Genomic DNA, 17,269 nt, shown 5'->3' on the forward strand with positions numbered 1-17,269 from the left:
GAGCGCCGGGGGCATGAGGTGCCCCCCGGACCGAGATCGCCCGCGAGGCTGCGACAATGGGCGAAAGCTTGTGCATTGCTTCACAAGCTGGTCCGTGTCTCTCTCTTCACACGAAGGTGCTCTCGTGGACTTCAAGACCGCCACCGCGCTGCGCCGGCTCCGCCTGGTCTCCGCGCCCGAGGCCGTGTCGTTCCTGCTGCTGCTCATCTGCTCGGTGCTCAAGCGCACCACGGACTTCAACGCGGTGCCGGTGATGGGCATGGTGCACGGCGTGCTGTTCATTCTCTACGTGGTCTTCTGGGCGGACGCCTGGAACCGCGCCAAGTGGAAGTGGCAGACCGCGGCGCTGTACTTCGTCCTCTCCGTCCTGCCCACCGGCGGCTTCTTCGCCGAGCGCAAGCTCAAGCGGGAGACCGAGGCCGGGGTGATCGCGGCCCGCGCCCGTAAGGAGGGCGTGGTCAACGCATGATCGTCGCCTTTTCGGTGACGCCGCTGGGCGTCGGCGAGGACGTGGGGGAGTACGTGGCGGACGCGGTGCGGGTGGTCCGGGAGTCGGGGCTGCCGAACCGTACGGACGCGATGTTCACCTCGATCGAGGGCGAGTGGGACGAGGTCATGGACGTCGTCAAGCGTGCCGTCGCGGTGGTGGAGGCGCGGGCGCCCCGGGTCTCGGTGGTCCTCAAGGCCGATATCCGCCCGGGTGTCACGGACGGTCTGACCTCCAAGGTCGAGACGGTCGAGCGGCACCTCTCCGACTGAGCACCCCGGCGCGGGCGGGTGGCCTCGGTCCCCCGCCCAGGGCGTCAGCCCCCGCCCACCAGGGCCATGCCCAGCGGGGTGCGCTCGTACAGCACCTGATGGCCCTGGCGGCGCGAGCTGAGCAGCCCGGCGGCGCGCAGCACCGCCAGATGCGCCGAGACCGACGAGGGCGCCAGACGGTGCCGGGCGGCCAGGGCCGTGGTGGACGCGGGCTCCTCCAGACCGGAGAGGATCGCGGCGCGGCTGGCGCCCAGGAGCCGTACGAGCGCGTCCGCCGTGACCGCGTCCGGCTCCCGCCACAGCCCGCCGACCCCGCGCGCCGGATAGATCACCGTGGGCTGCCACGGCGGGGCGAAGCCGCTGATCACATCCGGCCAGACGAAGACGCTGGGCATCAGCAGCACCCCACGGCCGTCGAGATCCTGCGTCTGGGCGGGCACCACGGAGTTGCGGATGGTGAGCGTGGAATCGGTCCAGCGCAGCGCCGGGCGCAGATCCGCGAACAGGCGCTCCAGGCCGCCCTCGGCCAGCTGCCGTGAGCGATAAGCGATATCCGCCTCCAGTAATGCCCGCAGCCGGGGCCAGTCCGGCTCCACCAGGGCCCGCCAGGCGGCTTCGGTCACATCCGCCAGCCGCTGGACGGCCCCCGCCGGATCGTCCAGCATCGCCCGGCCCCGCGCGGAGCCCGCCGCCCCCGTCGTGCACTCCAGGGACAGGACCAGCTCACGGCGGGCGGCGGCGGGGTCCGTGGCCCGCATCCGCGCCAGCTCGTCCTCGAACGACGCGTACGGCACCTCCGGCGGTGGGCCCAGGAAGTCCGGGGTGTAGCCGCCCCGCCCCGGCATCAGCAGCCACAGCTCCGACAGGTCGAGCCCGGCCAGCGCCTCCCGCACCCGCCGCAGCCACGGCAGGTGATAGCCGTGCCGCTCTGTCCTGCGCAGCGTGCGCACCGCCTCATGGGTCTGGCACAAGGGCGAGATGGCGAACCGGCAGCGCAGCAGATCATCCGTACCGAACTGCATGTGCAGTGGCATCTGCGCCCCCGGGATCCCGAAGATTCGGCTCAGTCCGAAACACTAGAGCCCGCCCCGGCCGTACGGGCACGCTTCCGGCATGGCAACGCCCTCCGGGCCCGGCACCACGGGCCCCCACGAGTCGCGCCCCGACGCGCCCGCCTCCCGACCCGAGCTCGCGCCCGGCGCCGACGAGGGGCCGCCGCGGGGCCCGGGGAGCGTTGGCTACCGCGCGGTGTTCGCGGTCGGTGAGTTCCGGGCCGTCTTCGCCGCGCACCTGGTCTCCATGCTGGGCGAGGTGGTCGGCCAGCTCGCGCTGTCCGTGCTGGTCTTCAGGCTCACCGGATCGCCGCTGCTGAGCGCCCTGACGTTCGCCACCTCGATGCTGCCGTACGTGATCGGCGGCGCCCTGCTGTCCTCCGTCGCCGACCGCTTCCCGGCCCGCCGGGTGCTGGTGGTCTGCGATCTGGTGCACGCCGCGTGCGTGGCCGCGATGGTGGTGCCGGGGATGCCGGTGGCGGCGCTGCTCGCGCTGCGCTGTGTGCCCGCGGCGATCTCCCCGGTGTTCAGCGGCACCCGGTCGGCGACGCTCGGCGACATCCTCGGCGAGGGCGACCCCTTCGTACTGGGCCGCTCGGTCATCCGGATCACCGCCCAGACCGCGCAGCTCGCCGGGTTCGGCGTCGGCGGGCTGCTGCTGGCCGCCGTCTCGCCGCGGGCCGCGCTGGCGATCACCTCGGCGGCCCTCGTCGGCTCGGCGCTGGTGTTGCGCTTCGGCACCCGCCGCCGCCCGGCGCGGCAGCTGACCGGGGGCGGGGCTCCCCCAGCTACCGCTGGGAGGTGCCCCCTGCTCGGGGACTCGCTGAGCGGGATCCGGCAGCTGTTCGCGGACCGCCGGATCCGGGCGCTGATGCTGCTGTCGTGGGTGCCACCGATGTTCGTGGTGATGCCCGAGGTCCTGCTGACGCCGTACTCCGATGGGCTGGGCCTCGGCTCGGTGGGTCTTGGGCTGCTGATGTGCGGGATGCCGGTGGGCGCGGTCGTCAGTGAGGCCCTGGTGGGCTCGCTGCTGGGGCCGCGCGCCCGGGCCCGGCTGACGCTGCCGGTCGGCGTCGCGGCGATGCTGCCCGCCCTGGGGTACGCCGTCCATCCGTCGTTCGGCTGGGCGCTGGCCCTCCAGGTGCTGACCGGCTGCGGTATCGCCTACAGCCTCGGCCTGGACCAGTGGTTCTTCGCCGCCGTCCCGAATGAGCTGCTCGGCCGGGCGATGACGGTGATGACGGCCGGGCTGATGACCGCCCAGGGTCTCGGCATGGCGGTCTCGGGCGCGGTCGCCGAGTTCGTACCGGTCCATGTGGTGGCCGCGACCGCGGGCGGCTGTGGGGCGCTCTGCTCGCTGCTGGTGGCGCTGGAGGTGCGGCGTACGGTCCCCGGGCCCGTCCGGGCCGAAGTGTGAGATAGGGCTGACCACGATATGACCGGCCGGTAGGGTCGGTGGTGTGCCGAAGCCGCTCAGCCTGTCGTTCGACCCCATCGCCCGCGCCGATGAGCTCTGGAAGCAGCGGTGGGGGTCCGTGCCCTCGATGGCCGCGATCACCTCCATCATGCGGGCCCACCAGATCCTGCTCAGCCAGGTCGACGCGGTCGTCAGACCCTACGGACTGACCTTCGCCCGCTATGAGGCGCTGGTGCTGCTCACCTTCTCCAAGGCCGGTGAGCTGCCCATGTCCAAGATCGGCGAGCGGCTGATGGTCCACCCGACCTCGGTCACCAATACGGTGGACCGCCTGGTCAAATCGGGTCTGGTCGACAAGCGGCCGAACCCCAACGACGGCCGCGGCACCCTGGCCTCGATCACCGACCGGGGCCGTGAGGTGGTCGAGTCGGCCACCCGCGATCTGATGGCGATGGAGTTCGGGCTCGGGGCCTACGACGCCGAGGACTGCGGCAAGATCTTCGAGATGCTGCGTCCGCTGAGGGTTTCGGCGGAGGACTTCGAGGACGACTGAGCGGGGCTTCGGAGCGGCCGCCGAAGACGCTTCCGGGACCGCTGCCGAAGACGCTTCCGGGGCGGCCGCCGAAGACCGGGGGCGGCGAAGATCGCCCCGGAACGGGCGGTTACGCTCAGGGCATGAAACGCAGCGTGCTGACCCGCTACCGGGTCATGGCCTACATCACCGCAGTGATGCTGCTCGTGCTCTGCACCTGCATGGTGTTCAAGTACGGCTTCGACACGGGCGAGGACCTCACGCTCGTGGTCTCCCAGATCCACGGCGTGCTCTACATCGTCTACCTGGTCTTCGCCTTCGACCTCGGCTCCAAGGCCAAGTGGCCGTTCGGCAAGCTGCTGTGGGTCCTGGTGGCGGGCACCATCCCGACGGCCGCGTTCTTCGTCGAGCGCAAGGTCACCCATGAGGTGGAGCCGCTGGTCAGCGGCGCCGAACCGGCCCCCGCGCAGGTCTGACCCGGCGGTTTGTAGCCCTTCCGCGCGTCCCGTCCGAGCCCGGACGAGGCGCGCGGACGCGAGTGCCGGGTCACCCGATCGGCCGGGTGCGGCGTGTCTCCCTTCGACAATTAGTAGGACGTCCAAGTACTTTTGAGGCATGGACACCGAAGGCATTGAGGCGGGCCGCCGACGGTGGCAGGCCCGGTACGACGCGGCACGCAAGCGCGATGCCGTCGGGGGTCCGGGGGCGAAGCCCCCAAAGGACTGGGCGCGCACCACGCTGTCGGGAGATCCCGTCGAGCCGGTCTACGGGCCCGCCCCGGGCGACTCCGTGGCGGGGTTCGAGCGGATCGGCTGGCCCGGGGAGTTCCCGTTCACCCGTGGCCTCTACGCCACCGGGTACCGGGGCCGGTCCTGGACCATCCGCCAGTTCGCCGGGTTCGGCAATGCCGAGCAGACCAACGAGCGCTACAAGATGATCCTCAAGGCGGGCGGCGGCGGGCTCTCGGTCGCCTTCGACATGCCCACCCTGATGGGCCGCGACTCCGACGACCCGCGCTCGCTCGGCGAGGTCGGCCACTGCGGTGTCGCCATCGACTCCGCCGCCGACATGGAGATCCTCTTCAAGGACATCCCGCTCGGCGACGTCACCACCTCGATGACCATCAGCGGCCCGGCCGTCCCCGTCTTCTGTATGTACCTGGTCGCGGCCGAGCGCCAGGGCGTGGACGTCTCACGGCTGAACGGCACGCTCCAGACGGACATCTTCAAGGAGTACATCGCCCAGAAGGAGTGGCTCTTCCCGCCCGAGCCGCATCTGAAGCTGATCGGCGACCTGATGGAGTACTGCTCCGAGGGCATCCCCGCGTACAAGCCGCTGTCCGTCTCCGGCTACCACATCCGCGAGGCCGGGGCGACGGCCGCGCAGGAGCTCGCGTACACCCTCGCCGACGGCTTCGGCTATGTGGAGCTCGGCCTCTCCCGGGGCCTGGACGTCGACTCCTTCGCGCCCGGCCTGTCCTTCTTCTTCGACGCGCACGTCGACTTCTTCGAGGAGATCGCCAAGTTCCGCGCCGCCCGCCGGATCTGGGCCCGCTGGATGCGCGATGTCTACGGGGCGACCACCGAGAAGGCGCAGTGGCTGCGGTTCCACACCCAGACCGCCGGGGTCTCGCTCACCGCCCAGCAGCCGTACAACAACGTGGTGCGCACCGCCGTGGAGGCCCTTGCCGCGGTACTCGGCGGCACCAACTCGCTGCACACCAACGCCCTGGACGAAACCCTCGCACTGCCCAGCGAGCAGGCCGCCGAGATCGCCCTGCGCACCCAGCAGGTGCTGATGGAGGAGACCGGGGTGGCCAATGTGGCCGACCCGCTGGGCGGTTCCTGGTACGTCGAGGCGCTGACCGACCGGATCGAGGCCGACGCCGAGAAGATCTTCGAGCGGATCAAGGAGCGCGGCCGCCGCACGGTGCCGGACGGGCGGGAGCCCCGGTGGCCGATCACCGCCGGCATCCTCCAGGGCATCGAGGACGGCTGGTTCACCGGCGAGATCGCCGAATCCGCCTTCCGCTACCAGCGGGCCCTGGAGAAGGGCGACAAGAAGGTCGTCGGCGTCAACTGCCACGAGGGCTCGGTCACCGGCGATCTGGAGATCCTGCGGGTCGGCCACGAGGTCGAGCGCGAGCAGGTGCGGGCGCTGGGCGGCCGTAAGGCCGGGCGGGACGAGGCCGAGATCGCCAAGGGGCTCCGGGCCATGATCGCCGCCGCCCGCGAGGGGTCCAACATGATCGAGCCGATGCTGGCCGCGGTGCGTGCCGAGGCGACACTCGGCGAGATCTGCGACGCCCTCCGCGACGAGTGGGGCGTCTACACGGAGCCGGCCGGCTTCTGAGCCCCGTCCGGGGCGGGTCCGGCGGCCGCCGCGCCCCCGGGGTCCGCCCGGGTCATCCCGTACAGCAGCAGATCCGTGAAGTCCCGCGCCCAGTGCGGGTCCACCGGCTCCGCGCTGACCATCAGCCGGTGGAGCACCGTCCCGGCGACCGCGTCGAAGATCAGGTCCGCGTTGCGGGCCGACACCTCCGGGTCCTCCGCGCGCGGCAGCTCACCCCGGAGCCGGGCGCGCTCCCGGCCGATCGTCACCAGCCGCTTCTGCCGGTCCACGATCGCCGAGCGCACCCGGCACCGCAGCGACTCGTCGTGCATCGCCTCGGCGAGGACGGCCATCAGCGCGGTGCCCGTCTCGGGGCGCTCCAGCAGCGCCCCCAGCCGGATCACCGCGGCCTCCACATCGGCGTGCAGACTGCCGTGGTCGCCCGCTTCCAGGTGTTCGTCGAAGACCGCCGCGACCGCGTCCACCACCAGCTCGCACTTGCTCGCCCAGCGGCGGTAGAGGGTCGTCTTGGCGACTCCGGCGCGGGCCGCCACATCGCCCAGGGTCAGCTTCGCCCAGCCCAGTTCCACCAGGGCGGCACGCGTGGCGCCGAGGATGGCGCGGTCGGCCTCGGCGCTGCGTGGGCGCCCGGTGCGGCGTGCGGACGGGCTCATGCGCGGCACCCTACCCGCCAGTACCGCGCATCGTCCCGGGTGAGTTACGCTACGACTCGTAGCGTAAGGGTGTGCCGCGGCCGGTCCATCGGCTGACGCGCTTTTCCCTTCACCGCGTGAAGAGGGGAGGATGGGACCATGCAGCCACGGAACATGTCCATGAGTGGAGTGGTCGACCTCGCCGCGGTGAAGGCGGCCGGAGAAGCGAAGCAGAAGGCGGAGCGGGCGCGGGCCGAGTCGGCCCGCACCGGGGGCGCCCCCGCGCCCACCCGTCTGATCTTCAATGTCGACGAGGCGGGTTTTCAGCAGGACGTCCTCCAGCGCTCCACCGAAGTGCCGGTCGTCATCGACTTCTGGGCCGAGTGGTGCGAGCCCTGCAAGCAGCTCGGCCCCGTCCTGGAGCGGCTGGCCACGGAGTACGCGGGGCAGTTCGTCCTCGCGAAGATCGACGTCGATGCCAACCAGATGCTCTTCCAGCAGTTCGGCGTCCAGGGCATCCCCGCCGTCTTCGCGGTGATCGCGGGCCAGCCGGTGCCGCTCTTCCAGGGCGCCGCGCCCGAGGCGCAGATCCGCCAGGTGCTCGACCAGCTGATCCAGGCGGCGGAGCAGCAGTTCGGCATCGTGGGTACACCGGTTGAACCCGCCGCTGGGGACGAGGGCGCCGAGGAGGCCGCCCCGGAGGTCCCCGAGTCGCCGCAGGACCTCGCGCTCGCCGCGGCCCATCAGGCGCTGGACGCCGGTGACCTGGGCGGTGCGGTGCGGGCGTACCAGAGCCTGCTCGCCGACGACCCCGGCAACGGCGAGGCCAAGCTCGGCCTGGCCCAGGCCCAGTTGCTGGAGCGCGTCCAGGGGTTGGACGCCACGCAGGTGCGCAAGGCGGCCGCGGAGAGCCCGGCGGATGTCAAGGCCCAGATCGCGGCGGCCGACCTCGACCTGGTGGGCGGTCATGTGGAGGATGCCTTCGGTCGGTTGGTGGACGCGGTGCGCCGTACGGCGGGCGAGGACCGGGACGCGGCCCGGGTTCATCTCCTGAGTCTGTTCGATGTGATCGGCGGTGAGGACCCCCGAGTGGTGGCGGCGCGCGGCGCGTTGGCGCGGGTGCTGTTCTGACCTCCGGCTCCTCAAACAACACAGCGACCGCTCTTTACTAAAACTTGGTAAACGCGGTCGCTGTTACTGCCAGTAAATGCGAGCCCCGGCTTTGTCCGGTCTTGGAGTAAATCTCCCTCTCTTTCCGGTCACTGTCCGGCAACCGAGTGTGGCCGATCTCGACCGTCCTGCCGCAGTTCGGTTATCCGTCCGTTACTCGCTAGTAACGAACCCCTTGTGCCCAAGCCGGGAATGGACCACGATCGGCCAAGCTCGGTCCATCCCCCCGTAGCTCGGCATCCGGTCGGCGCGTCGGTGTGGTTGGGTCCCCACCGGGCAGGTCGGCGGCAGTGGCGCCGACCGTGGACAGGGGGGTCTCTGCCCACAAAGCAGGGCCTGTCCAGGAGGTTGCGCGAGATTGCGTGGCCAGTGGTTGTCGCTCGGGGGTGATCGCCGGTGTTTCGGGTGCGGTGTGCGCCTGTGAGACGTGGGCGCTCTCCTTCCCGAGGACGTAGCACTTCTCCCATCCCAGGTCCGGGGCCCCGCCCCGGCCGGAGATGTACGTCCGAGAAGGAGGAAAGTCATGGAGTCCGTGGCTCGTGGCGGCACCAGATGGAAGCGGTTCGCCGTTGTCATGGTGCCGAGCGTTGCTGCCACGGCCGCGATCGGCGTCGCCCTGTCCCAGGGTGCGCTCGCGGCCTCGTTCAACGTGTCCGGTCAGCAGTTCAAGGTCTCGGTCGACCGGCTCGACGGCACCGGGTTCGCGCAGTACGGCGCGCTTGACACCCAGCACGGGGGCAAGAAGATCCCCGTCGCGGTGTCGGCGTTCAAGAGCGCGAAGCTCAAGGGCCTGTGCCAGTCCGTCGTGATCCCGGTTCCGGTCTTCGGCGATGTGTCGCTGAAGCTGACGGCCGGCAACGGCAGCAAGCAGGTTGAGGCCAAGAACCTCTTCATCGATCTCGATCAGCTCAACGCGGACGCCACGTTCCGCGGGATCGACATCGGCGTCGCGGCGGGTGACGCCCACAAGGGTCCAGGCATCAACAAGGGCGACGCGGCCGATCCCGGTTCGTTCGGCCAGCAGTCCGATTCCGCCACGCTGACCGGTGTGAAGCAGACCGCCTGGGCGACCAGCGCGGGCACGTTCAAGCTCTCCGGCCTTTCGATGAAGGTCAGCAAGGGCAAGAACGAGTGCTTCTGATCAGCTGAGCCAGGGGTGGGGGGCCGCGGTGCTGCCCCTCACCCGGGCATCGACCCGCAGCGTGTATGCGCCAGGCTAGTACCGCTGTAGAACAACCGCGATCACACCGATCGCCAGCCCCAGGGAGCTGTTTTCAATGAGTGCCGAGTCGCCGGGGGCGAGTGACCGTATCAGCCGTTGGCGGGGGTCCTTCAGGGCATGGCGCTGGCAGCGCCCGTTCTGGGCCGGGCTGTTGAGCCTGCTGGCGGGCGTACCGATCATGTACTTCCCGTACAACGACCTCAACGCCGGTGGATTCACCATCAACATGTCCACCACCGCCGGATCGGCCTCGCTGATCATCGGGGTGCTGCTGGTGGTCCTGGGCCTGACCATGTGGTTCCAGCCCATGGTGCGGGTGTTCGCCGGAGTCGCCACGATCCTGCTCGGTCTGGTGTCGATCCCCGTCTCGAACTTCGGCGGCTTCCTGATGGGATTCCTGCTCGCGCTGTTCGGCGGCGGCATGAGCATCTCCTGGGCGCCCGGGGAGACTCCCTCCGCGCAGCCGGCCGAGGGGCCGGGAAACGCGTCAGAGGACGACGGGAACGGTGACAGCGTGCCGGAGCCGGCCGGGGCCGGGTCCGCGTCGGACCAGGAAGCCAGGAATGGGAGGCACCGTGCGGGGTGAAGACCGACCCGAGCAGCCGGAGGGAGTGAGCCCACGCCGGGTCAGAACCGGCCCGCGGCACGCGGCACCGAAGAAGTCGGTACTCACCCGCCTTCAGGTGCCCGCCGGCAAGGCCATAGCGCTGGCCGCCATGCCGACGGCCGTGCTGATGGGCATGGGGCTCACTCCGCAGCTCGCCTCGGCCAACCCCCGGCCCGAGGACCGCTACAAGCCCGGCCCGTGTGTGTCGCAGCCGGACGAGGCGGACAAGGACGACGCCAAGGGCAGCAAGGACGCCCAGGGCGAGGACAAGGACTCCAAGGACGCCAAGGACTCGTCCGAGAAGGGCTCCGAGGACGGTTCCAAGGGCTCTGAGAAGCCCTCGGACGGCCAGACCGGGTCCCGGGACGACAAGGCCGCCCCCACGCCGTCTCCGTCCGGTTCCTCCTCCGCCCCGTCGTCCGGCTCCGAGGACGAGAAGGAGTCGGAGGAGCCCTCGGCCTCGCCGAGCCCGTCGAAGTCCAAGAACCCGCTGGACCCGCTGGGACTCGGGGACACGCTCCACGACGTCCTCACGCCCGACGACGAGAGCGCGGACGACTCGGCCGAGCCGAGCGCCTCGCCGAGCCCGTCCTCCAGCGACAAGCCCAGCTCGTCGCCGTCCCCGTCCAAGTCCTCCGACCAGCCCACCGATCCGGTCAAGGACACGGTGGACAAGGTGGGCAAGGGCGTCAAGGACACCGTGGACGAGGTGGGCAAGACCGTCGACGACGCCAAGGACAAGGCGGACAAGGCGCTTCCCAAGCCCTCCGCGTCCGCCTCGAAGGACGCGGACGGCAAGGAGGCCTTCCCCTGCCCGAAGTTCGACGCCGACGCGTACGAGAACGCCGAGACGGACCCGACCTCGAGCCTGCTGCCCGAGGACCCCTGGACCCTCAAGAGCACACTGCTGAGCCTGCACGGCCTGGACTACAAGGGCATCGTGGAGGTCAAGACGCAGGGGGGCCAGACCAAGAAGGTCCTGAAGTTCACCGCCTCGGGCGTGGACATCAAGGACCTCCACCAGCTGGTGGTGGGCCCGGCCGGGACCACCACGCACGTGCAGGCGCGCGAGGGGTCCACCTCGACCATTCGCAACGGCACGGTGACCATGTACACCGAGGAGCTGAAGGGGAACCTCCTGGGACTCATCCCGATCACCTTCAGCCCCAAGAGCCCGCCGCCGGTGAACATCCCCGAGGTGTTCTTCACCGACGTCACGGTCACCCAGGCCGGTCAGTTCGGTGGCGATCTCACCGTTCCGGGTATGCATCTGTTCAAGACCGGGGAGTGATCCCGCGCCCCCCACCGACCCGTTCGGGAGCCGCACAGCCCTCCATGAGAGGGAAACGCCCGTGGGCACCGCCTCCACTCGGAGACGGTGCCCACGGTCGCGTTACGGGCGCTACTGGTTCGCGCCGCCCAGGTGGTGCACCCGGACCATGTTGGTGGTGCCGGGGACGCCGGGGGGCGAACCGGCGGTGATGATCATGGTGTCGCCCTCGGCGTAGCGGCCCAGCTTCAGCAGCTCGGCGTCCACCAGGTCGACCATCGCGTCGGTGTGCTCGACATACGGCACCACGAAGGACTCCACGCCCCAGCTCAGCGTGAGCTGGTTGCGGGTGGACGCGTCGGTGGTGAAGGCCAGGATCGGCTGCTGGGCGCGGTAGCGGGAGAGCCGGCGGGCGGTGTCCCCGGACTGGGTGAAGGCCACCAGCGACCTGGCGCCCAGGAAGTCGGCGATCTCGGCCGCCGCGCGGGCCACCGAACCGCCCTGGGTGCGCGGCTTCTTGCCCGGCACCAGCGGCTGGAGACCGCGCGAGAGCAGCTCCTGCTCGGCGGCCTCGACGATCCGGGACATCACCTTGACCGTCTCGATCGGGTACGAGCCGACCGAGGACTCGGCGGAGAGCATCACCGCGTCGGCGCCGTCCAGGATCGCGTTGGCGACGTCGGACGCCTCGGCGCGGGTCGGCCGGGAGTTGGTGATCATCGACTCCATCATCTGGGTCGCGACGATCACCGGCTTGGCGTTGCGGCGGCAGAGCTCGATCAGCCGCTTCTGCACCATCGGGACCTTCTCCAGCGGATACTCCACCGCGAGGTCACCACGGGCCACCATCACCCCGTCGAAGGCCGCGACGACCTCGGTCATGTTGGCGACCGCCTGCGGCTTCTCCACCTTGGCGATCACCGGCACCCGGCGGCCCACCTCGTCCATGATCCGGTGCACGTCCCGGACGTCGGCCGCGTCCCGGACGAAGGACAGGGCGACCATGTCGCAGCCCATCCGCAGGGCGAACTTCAGGTCCTCGATGTCCTTCTCGGACAGCGCGGGCACATTGACCGCCGCACCCGGCAGGTTGATCCCCTTGTGGTCGGAGATCACCCCGCCCTCGATGACGATGGTCCGCACCCGCGGGCCCTCGACGGAGGTGACCCGCAGCTCGACATTGCCGTCGTTGATCAGGACCTGGTCGCCCTTGGAGACGTCGCCCGGCAGCCCCTTGTAGGTGGTGCCGCAGATGGTCCGGTCACCGTCCACGTCCTCGGTGGTGATGATGAACTCATCCCCGCGGACCAGCTCCACCGGTCCGTCCTTGAAGGTCTCCAGACGGATCTTGGGGCCCTGGAGGTCGGCGAGGACGCCGACCGCGTGCCCGGTCTCCTCGGAGGCCTTGCGGACGCGGTGGTACCGCTCCTCGTGCTCCGGGTGGCTTCCGTGGCTCATATTGAACCGGGCCACGTTCATCCCGGCCTCGATCAGGGACTTCAGCTGGTCGTAGGAGTCGACGGCGGGGCCCAGAGTGCAGACGATTTTGGAACGGCGCATGAGGCAGATCCTATCGGGTTTGTTTCGGAGCGGAATATTCAAGTCAAGGGCGAATCGGAGCGGAGCCGGAGCCTAGGCGCTGACCAGGCGATACGTCTGGCTGGCGATCTCCAGCTCCTCATCGGTGGGCACCACGGCCACCGCGACCCGGCTGGTCTCCGTGGAGATCAGCCGCGCCGTGGCGGAGCGCAGCGCGTTGCGGACGCCGTCCACCTCGATGCCGAACGCGGTGAGGCCGTGCGTCGCCGCCTCCCGTACCGCCGCGGAGTTCTCCCCCACACCGGCGGTGAACGCGATGGCGTCCACCCGCCCGAGCACCGCGGTGTACGCGCCCACATACTTCCGCAGTCGGTGGATGTAGATGTCGAAGGCGAGCTGGGCGGCCCGGTCGCCCTCGCCCATCCGGCGGCCGATCTCGCGCATGTCGTTGTCCCCGCACAGCCCGGCAAGACCGCTGCGCTTGTTGAGCAGCGTGTCGATCTCATCGGTCGACATGCCGCCCACCCGGGACAGATGGAAGATCGCCGCCGGGTCGATGTCCCCGGAACGGGTACCCATCACCAGGCCCTCCAACGGGGTCAGCCCCATCGAGGTCTCCACGCACACACCGCCGCGCACCGCCGAGGCGCTGGCCCCGTTGCCCAGGTGCAGCACGATCGTGTTGACCTCCGCGGGCTCCCTGCCCAGCAGCTCCGCGGTGGCCCGGGAGACATACGCGTGCGAGGTGCCGTGGAAGCCGTAGCGCCGCACCCCCCAGCGGTCGGCGGTCGCCACGTCGATCGCGTAGCGCGCCGCCGCCTCCGGGATGGTGGAGTGGAACGCCGTGTCGAAGACCGCGACCTGCGGCAGGTCCGGGCGCAGCGCGCGGGCCACCTTGATCCCGGTGACATTGGCCGGGTTGTGCAGCGGGGCCAGCGGGATCAGTTTCTCGATCTCCTCGACCACCTCGTCGGTGATCAGGGTCGGCTCGGTGAACCGGGTGCCGCCGTGCACCACCCGGTGGCCGACCGCCGCCAGCTCGGGCGAGTCGAGGCCCAGGCCCTTGGCGGCCAGCTCGTCGGCCACCTGCTTGAGGGCCGCCGCGTGGTCGGCGACGGGGCCCTCACCGATCCGCTCCACGATGCCGGAGGCCGGACGGGAGCCGTCGGCCATGTCCAGCAGCTGGTACTTCACGGACGAGGAGCCGGAGTTGAGGACGAGGACTCGGGAGCCGTTCACGCGGACTGCGCCTTCTGTGTCGGGGAGGTCGGGGAGGTGGCGGTTGCCGGGGACGTGGGGGACTGGGCCTGGATGGCGGTGATCGAGACGGTGTTGACGATGTCCTGTACGAGCGCCCCTCGGGACAGGTCGTTCACCGGCTTGCGCAGGCCCTGGAGCACCGGGCCGACCGCGACGGCGCCCGCCGAGCGCTGCACGGCCTTGTAGGTGTTGTTGCCGGTGTTCAGGTCCGGGAAGATCAGCACGGTGGCCCTGCCCGCCACCTCGGACTCGGGCAGCTTGGTCGCCGCCACCGCCGCGTCCACCGCCGCGTCGTACTGGATCGGGCCCTCGACCAGCAGATCCGGGCGGCGCTCGCGGACCAGCTCGGTCGCCTTGCGCACCTTGTCCACGTCCGCGCCGGAGCCCGAGGTGCCGGTGGAGTACGACAGCATCGCGATCCTCGGCTCCACCCCGAACTGGGCGGCCGTCGTCGCCGACTGGATGGCGATGTCCGCCAGCTGCTCGGCGCCCGGGTCGGGGTTGACCGCGCAGTCGCCGTACACCAGCACCCGGTCGGCCAGGCACATGAAGAAGACCGAGGAGACGATCTGGGCGCCCGGGGCGGTCTTGATGATCTCGAAGGCGGGCCGGATGGTGGCGGCGGTGGAGTGCACCGCGCCCGAGACCATGCCGTCGGCCAGCCCCTCCTGGACCATCAGGGTGCCGAAGTACGACACATCGGCCACCACGTCGTACGCCAGCTCGTAGGAGACGCCCTTGTGGGCGCGCAGCTTCGCGTAACCCTCCGCGAAGCGCTCGCGCAGCGGGGAGGTCTGCGGATCGATGATCTGCGCCTCGGCGAGCTGGATGCCGAGCTCGGCGGCGCGCTTGCGGATCGAGTCCTCCTCGCCCAGCAGTGTGAGATCGCACACATCGCGGCGGAGCAGTACGTCGGCGGCGCGCAGCACCCGCTCCTCCGCGCCCTCGGGCAGCACCACCCGGCGGCGGTGGGACCGGGACCGCTCGATCAGCTCGCGCTCGAACATCATCGGGGTGACCCGGCTGGAGCGGCCCACCGAGATGCGCTCGGTCAGCGCCGCGGTGTCCACGTGCCGCTCGAAGAGGCCCAGTGCGGTCTCCGCCTTGCGCGGCGCGCTCGCCGTGAGCTTGCCCTCGATGGCGAACAGCTCGGCCGCCGTCGGGAAGGACCCGCCCGCCACCGACACCACCGGGGTCCCCGGCGCCAGCCGCGAGGCCAGCGACAGGATGTCCGGACCCGGCCGCTCGTCCAGGGTGAGCAGCACCCCGGCGATCGGCGGGGCGCCCGCGCTGTGCGCGGCGAGCGCGCCGACGATCAGGTCCGCGCGGTCCCCGGGCGTCACCACCAGGCAGCCCTCGGTCAGCGCGGGCAGGAAGGTCGGCAGCATCGCGCCGCCGAAGACGAAGTCCCGCACATCCCGGGAGAGCCCGGTGTGATCGCCGAGCAGCACCTCGGCGCCCAGGGAGCGGACGATCTGGGAGACGGTGGGTGCCGACAGCGACCCGTCCTCGGGCAGCACATAGCTGGGCACCGGCAGCTTGGCGGCCAGCCGCTCGGCGATGGCCGCGCGGTCCCCGGGCGCCACCCGGTTGACGACCACCGCGACCACCTCGCAGCCCCGCCCCTCATAGGCGCGGTAGGCGTTGTGGGCCTCGGCGCCGGCCGACTCGGCGGTCTGCTTCTGCCCGCCGACCACCGTGATCACCGAGGCGCCGAACTCATTGGCCAGCCGGGCGTTCAGCCCCAGCTCGTCGGGGAGGCTGGTGGCCGCGTAGTCGCTGCCCAGCACCAGCACGTAGTCATACGCGTCGGCGACCTCGTGGAAGCGGCCGACCAACTGCGAGACCAGCTCGTCGGTGCCCCGCTCGGCCTGGAGCGTGGCGGCGTCCCCGTAGGTCATGCCGAAGACGGACTCCGGGGACTGGCTGAGCCGGTAGCGCGCCCGCAGCAGGTCGAAGAGGCGGTCGGGGTCGTCGTGCACCAGGGGGCGGAAGACGCCGACCCGGTCGACGTGGCGGGTCAGGAGCTCCATGACTCCCAGCTCCACGACCTGGCGTCCGTCGCCACGCTCGACTCCGGTCACGTACACGCTGCGTGTCACGCGTGCTCTCCGTTCCTCTGGCGTTCGTCGGTGTTTTCGCTATGTGCGCCCATCGGACACAAATCGGCCACATTGACCGGCCCAGTCCTCTTGACAATACCTGCGACCGTGATTAAGGCGCTTGTCGATCGGGGGATACAGCACCACCCCGCCCATGAAACAATCGGACTGGCTCACATCTACCCGTAGGGAGCAGGAGACACAGCACGATGCGCATCGGAGTTCTCACCGCAGGCGGCGACTGCCCCGGTCTCAACGCTGTGATCCGGTCGGTGGTGCACCGCGCGGTCGCCGGCCACGGAGACGAGGTGATCGGTTTCGAGGACGGTTTCAAGGGACTCCTCGACGGCCGTCACCGCAAGCTCGACCTCGACGCCGTCAGCGGCATCCTCGCCCGCGGCGGCACCATCCTCGGTTCCTCCCGACTGGAGCGCGCGCGGCTGCGCGAGGCGTGCGAGACCTCGAAGGACCACGCCCGTGACTACGGGATAGACGTGCTGATCCCGATCGGCGGCGAGGGCACCCTCACCGCGGCGCGGATGCTCTCCGACGCCGGGCTGCCGATCGTCGGCGTCCCCAAGACGATCGACAACGACATCTCCTCCACCGACCGCACCTTCGGCTTCGACACCGCCGTCGGCGTCGCCACCGAGGCCATGGACCGGCTGAAGACCACCGCCGAATCCCATCAGCGGGTGATGGTCGTCGAGGTCATGGGGCGCCACGCGGGCTGGATCGCGCTGGAGTCCGGGATGGCCGGCGGCGCCCACGGCATCTGCCTGCCGGAGCGGCCCTTCGAGGTCGACGGGCTGGTGAAGATGGTCGAGGAGCGGTTCGCCCGCGGCAAGAAGTTCGCCGTCATCTGCGTCGCCGAGGGCGCGCACCCGGCCGAGGGCTCCATGGACTACCAGAAGGGCGAGATCGACCAGTACGGCCATGAGCGGTTCACCGGGATCGGCAACCGCCTCGCGGCCGAGCTGGAGCGGCGCCTGGGCAAGGAGGCCCGCCCGGTCATCCTGGGGCATGTGCAGCGCGGCGGCACGCCCACCGCGTACGACCGCGTGCTGGCCACCCGCTTCGGCTGGCACGCCGTGGAGGCGGCGCACCGGGGCGACTTCGGCATGATGACCGCGCTGCGCGGTACGGACATCATGATGGTGCCGATCGCCAACGCGGTCACCGAGCTCAAGACCGTGCCGGTGGACCGGATGGACGAGGCCGAGTCGGTCTTCTGATCCGCCACGGCCGCTGGTCTTCTCTCTTCTTTCGTCTTCTTCCGTCCTCGTCGGCCGCAGCGGTCTTGATCATCCCCCCGTGGAAGATCAAGACCGCTGCGGCCGTGCGGTGTTGGCGAG

16 protein-coding genes are annotated in these 17,269 nt (G+C 70.5%); 11 read left to right on the plus strand and 5 right to left on the minus strand.

Annotated elements, in window-relative coordinates:
* Positions 1-124: 124 nt before the first annotated feature.
* Positions 125-469: a DUF3817 domain-containing protein gene (locus ACJX2R_RS34630; protein ID WP_020868373.1), complete on the plus strand. Its 345-nt coding sequence runs from the start codon at positions 125-127 to the stop codon at positions 467-469.
* Positions 466-759 (plus strand): MTH1187 family thiamine-binding protein, encoded by a 294-nt coding sequence (locus ACJX2R_RS34635; protein WP_020868372.1) that lies wholly within the window; start codon positions 466-468, stop codon positions 757-759. Before ACJX2R_RS34630 ends, ACJX2R_RS34635 begins: the two co-directional genes overlap by 4 nt.
* 44 nt (positions 760-803) lie before the next feature.
* On the opposite strand, the gene ACJX2R_RS34640 is transcribed toward ACJX2R_RS34635, so the two are convergent.
* A complete protein-coding gene (locus ACJX2R_RS34640) occupies positions 804-1,793 on the minus strand; it encodes a DUF5937 family protein (RefSeq protein WP_413103308.1) in 990 nt (329 codons plus the stop codon).
* Between the two features lie 79 nt (positions 1,794-1,872).
* Between ACJX2R_RS34640 and ACJX2R_RS34645 the strand changes: the two genes are divergently transcribed.
* From ACJX2R_RS34645 to ACJX2R_RS34660, 4 genes are all read left to right on the plus strand, one after another.
* Positions 1,873-3,228, plus strand: a complete 1,356-nt coding sequence (locus ACJX2R_RS34645) for an MFS transporter (RefSeq protein WP_413103309.1) — start codon at positions 1,873-1,875, stop codon at positions 3,226-3,228.
* A 43-nt stretch (positions 3,229-3,271) separates the two neighbouring features.
* Positions 3,272-3,781 (plus strand): MarR family winged helix-turn-helix transcriptional regulator, encoded by a 510-nt coding sequence (locus ACJX2R_RS34650; RefSeq protein ID WP_262701602.1) that lies wholly within the window; start codon positions 3,272-3,274, stop codon positions 3,779-3,781.
* A gap of 122 nt (positions 3,782-3,903) precedes the next feature.
* On the plus strand, positions 3,904-4,236 hold the full coding sequence (locus ACJX2R_RS34655) for a DUF3817 domain-containing protein (RefSeq protein ID WP_164432901.1): 333 nt from the start codon (positions 3,904-3,906) through the stop codon (positions 4,234-4,236).
* Between the two features lie 139 nt (positions 4,237-4,375).
* Positions 4,376-6,112 (plus strand): methylmalonyl-CoA mutase, encoded by a 1,737-nt coding sequence (locus ACJX2R_RS34660; protein ID WP_413103310.1) that lies wholly within the window; start codon positions 4,376-4,378, stop codon positions 6,110-6,112.
* On the opposite strand, the gene ACJX2R_RS34665 is transcribed toward ACJX2R_RS34660, so the two are convergent.
* Positions 6,088-6,765 carry a TetR/AcrR family transcriptional regulator gene (locus ACJX2R_RS34665; protein WP_413103311.1) on the minus strand — a complete coding sequence of 226 codons (678 nt, stop codon included), beginning with the start codon at positions 6,763-6,765 and terminating at the stop codon, positions 6,088-6,090. The genes ACJX2R_RS34660 and ACJX2R_RS34665 overlap by 25 nt on opposite strands.
* A gap of 138 nt (positions 6,766-6,903) precedes the next feature.
* On the opposite strand from ACJX2R_RS34665, the gene ACJX2R_RS34670 reads away from it, so the two are divergent.
* From ACJX2R_RS34670 to ACJX2R_RS34685, 4 genes are all read left to right on the plus strand, one after another.
* A complete protein-coding gene (locus tag ACJX2R_RS34670) occupies positions 6,904-7,875 on the plus strand; it encodes a tetratricopeptide repeat protein (RefSeq protein ID WP_413103312.1) in 972 nt (323 codons plus the stop codon).
* A 562-nt stretch (positions 7,876-8,437) separates the two neighbouring features.
* Complete coding sequence (locus tag ACJX2R_RS34675; protein WP_037958497.1) at positions 8,438-9,055, plus strand: DUF6230 family protein; 618 nt, start codon at positions 8,438-8,440, stop codon at positions 9,053-9,055.
* A 136-nt stretch (positions 9,056-9,191) separates the two neighbouring features.
* Positions 9,192-9,722, plus strand: a complete 531-nt coding sequence (locus ACJX2R_RS34680; RefSeq protein ID WP_413103313.1) for a DUF6114 domain-containing protein — start codon at positions 9,192-9,194, stop codon at positions 9,720-9,722.
* Complete coding sequence (locus tag ACJX2R_RS34685; protein ID WP_413103314.1) at positions 9,700-11,034, plus strand: hydrogenase expression protein HypF; 1,335 nt, start codon at positions 9,700-9,702, stop codon at positions 11,032-11,034. Before ACJX2R_RS34680 ends, ACJX2R_RS34685 begins: the two co-directional genes overlap by 23 nt.
* 111 nt (positions 11,035-11,145) lie before the next feature.
* Here the strand turns inward: ACJX2R_RS34685 and pyk are convergent, their stop codons facing one another.
* The 3 genes from pyk to pta form a co-directional block, all read right to left on the minus strand.
* Positions 11,146-12,573, minus strand: a complete 1,428-nt coding sequence (gene pyk / locus ACJX2R_RS34690) for a pyruvate kinase (RefSeq protein ID WP_413103315.1) — start codon at positions 12,571-12,573, stop codon at positions 11,146-11,148.
* Between the two features lie 72 nt (positions 12,574-12,645).
* Positions 12,646-13,791 carry an acetate kinase gene (locus tag ACJX2R_RS34695; protein ID WP_413103316.1) on the minus strand — a complete coding sequence of 382 codons (1,146 nt, stop codon included), beginning with the start codon at positions 13,789-13,791 and terminating at the stop codon, positions 12,646-12,648.
* On the minus strand, positions 13,788-15,914 hold the full coding sequence (gene pta, locus ACJX2R_RS34700) for a phosphate acetyltransferase (RefSeq protein ID WP_413103317.1): 2,127 nt from the start codon (positions 15,912-15,914) through the stop codon (positions 13,788-13,790). The genes ACJX2R_RS34695 and pta overlap by 4 nt, the downstream gene beginning before the upstream one ends.
* 209 nt (positions 15,915-16,123) lie before the next feature.
* Between pta and ACJX2R_RS34705 the strand changes: the two genes are divergently transcribed.
* Positions 16,124-17,149 (plus strand): 6-phosphofructokinase, encoded by a 1,026-nt coding sequence (locus ACJX2R_RS34705; RefSeq protein WP_413103318.1) that lies wholly within the window; start codon positions 16,124-16,126, stop codon positions 17,147-17,149.
* Positions 17,150-17,269 lie beyond the last annotated feature (120 nt).

It is taken from the genome of Streptomyces sp. Inha503 (assembly GCF_047215865.1).
GTDB lineage: Bacteria > Actinomycetota > Actinomycetes > Streptomycetales > Streptomycetaceae > Streptomyces > Streptomyces lycopersici.

Excerpts from the sequence above, each read along its gene's own strand:
- ACJX2R_RS34635 (WP_020868372.1), top strand. The coding sequence starts at position 466 with ATGATCGTCGCCTTTTCGGTGACGCCGCTGGGCGTCGGCGAGGACGTG.
- ACJX2R_RS34640 (WP_413103308.1), bottom strand. The coding sequence starts at position 1,793 with ATGCCACTGCACATGCAGTTCGGTACGGATGATCTGCTGCGCTGCCGG.
- ACJX2R_RS34645 (WP_413103309.1), top strand. The coding sequence starts at position 1,873 with ATGGCAACGCCCTCCGGGCCCGGCACCACGGGCCCCCACGAGTCGCGC.
- ACJX2R_RS34655 (WP_164432901.1), top strand. The coding sequence starts at position 3,904 with ATGAAACGCAGCGTGCTGACCCGCTACCGGGTCATGGCCTACATCACC.
- ACJX2R_RS34660 (WP_413103310.1), top strand. The coding sequence starts at position 4,376 with ATGGACACCGAAGGCATTGAGGCGGGCCGCCGACGGTGGCAGGCCCGG.
- ACJX2R_RS34665 (WP_413103311.1), bottom strand. The coding sequence starts at position 6,765 with ATGAGCCCGTCCGCACGCCGCACCGGGCGCCCACGCAGCGCCGAGGCC.
- ACJX2R_RS34670 (WP_413103312.1), top strand. The coding sequence starts at position 6,904 with ATGCAGCCACGGAACATGTCCATGAGTGGAGTGGTCGACCTCGCCGCG.
- ACJX2R_RS34675 (WP_037958497.1), top strand. The coding sequence starts at position 8,438 with ATGGAGTCCGTGGCTCGTGGCGGCACCAGATGGAAGCGGTTCGCCGTT.
- ACJX2R_RS34680 (WP_413103313.1), top strand. The coding sequence starts at position 9,192 with ATGAGTGCCGAGTCGCCGGGGGCGAGTGACCGTATCAGCCGTTGGCGG.
- ACJX2R_RS34685 (WP_413103314.1), top strand. The coding sequence starts at position 9,700 with ATGGGAGGCACCGTGCGGGGTGAAGACCGACCCGAGCAGCCGGAGGGA.
- pyk (WP_413103315.1), bottom strand. The coding sequence starts at position 12,573 with ATGCGCCGTTCCAAAATCGTCTGCACTCTGGGCCCCGCCGTCGACTCC.
- ACJX2R_RS34705 (WP_413103318.1), top strand. The coding sequence starts at position 16,124 with ATGCGCATCGGAGTTCTCACCGCAGGCGGCGACTGCCCCGGTCTCAAC.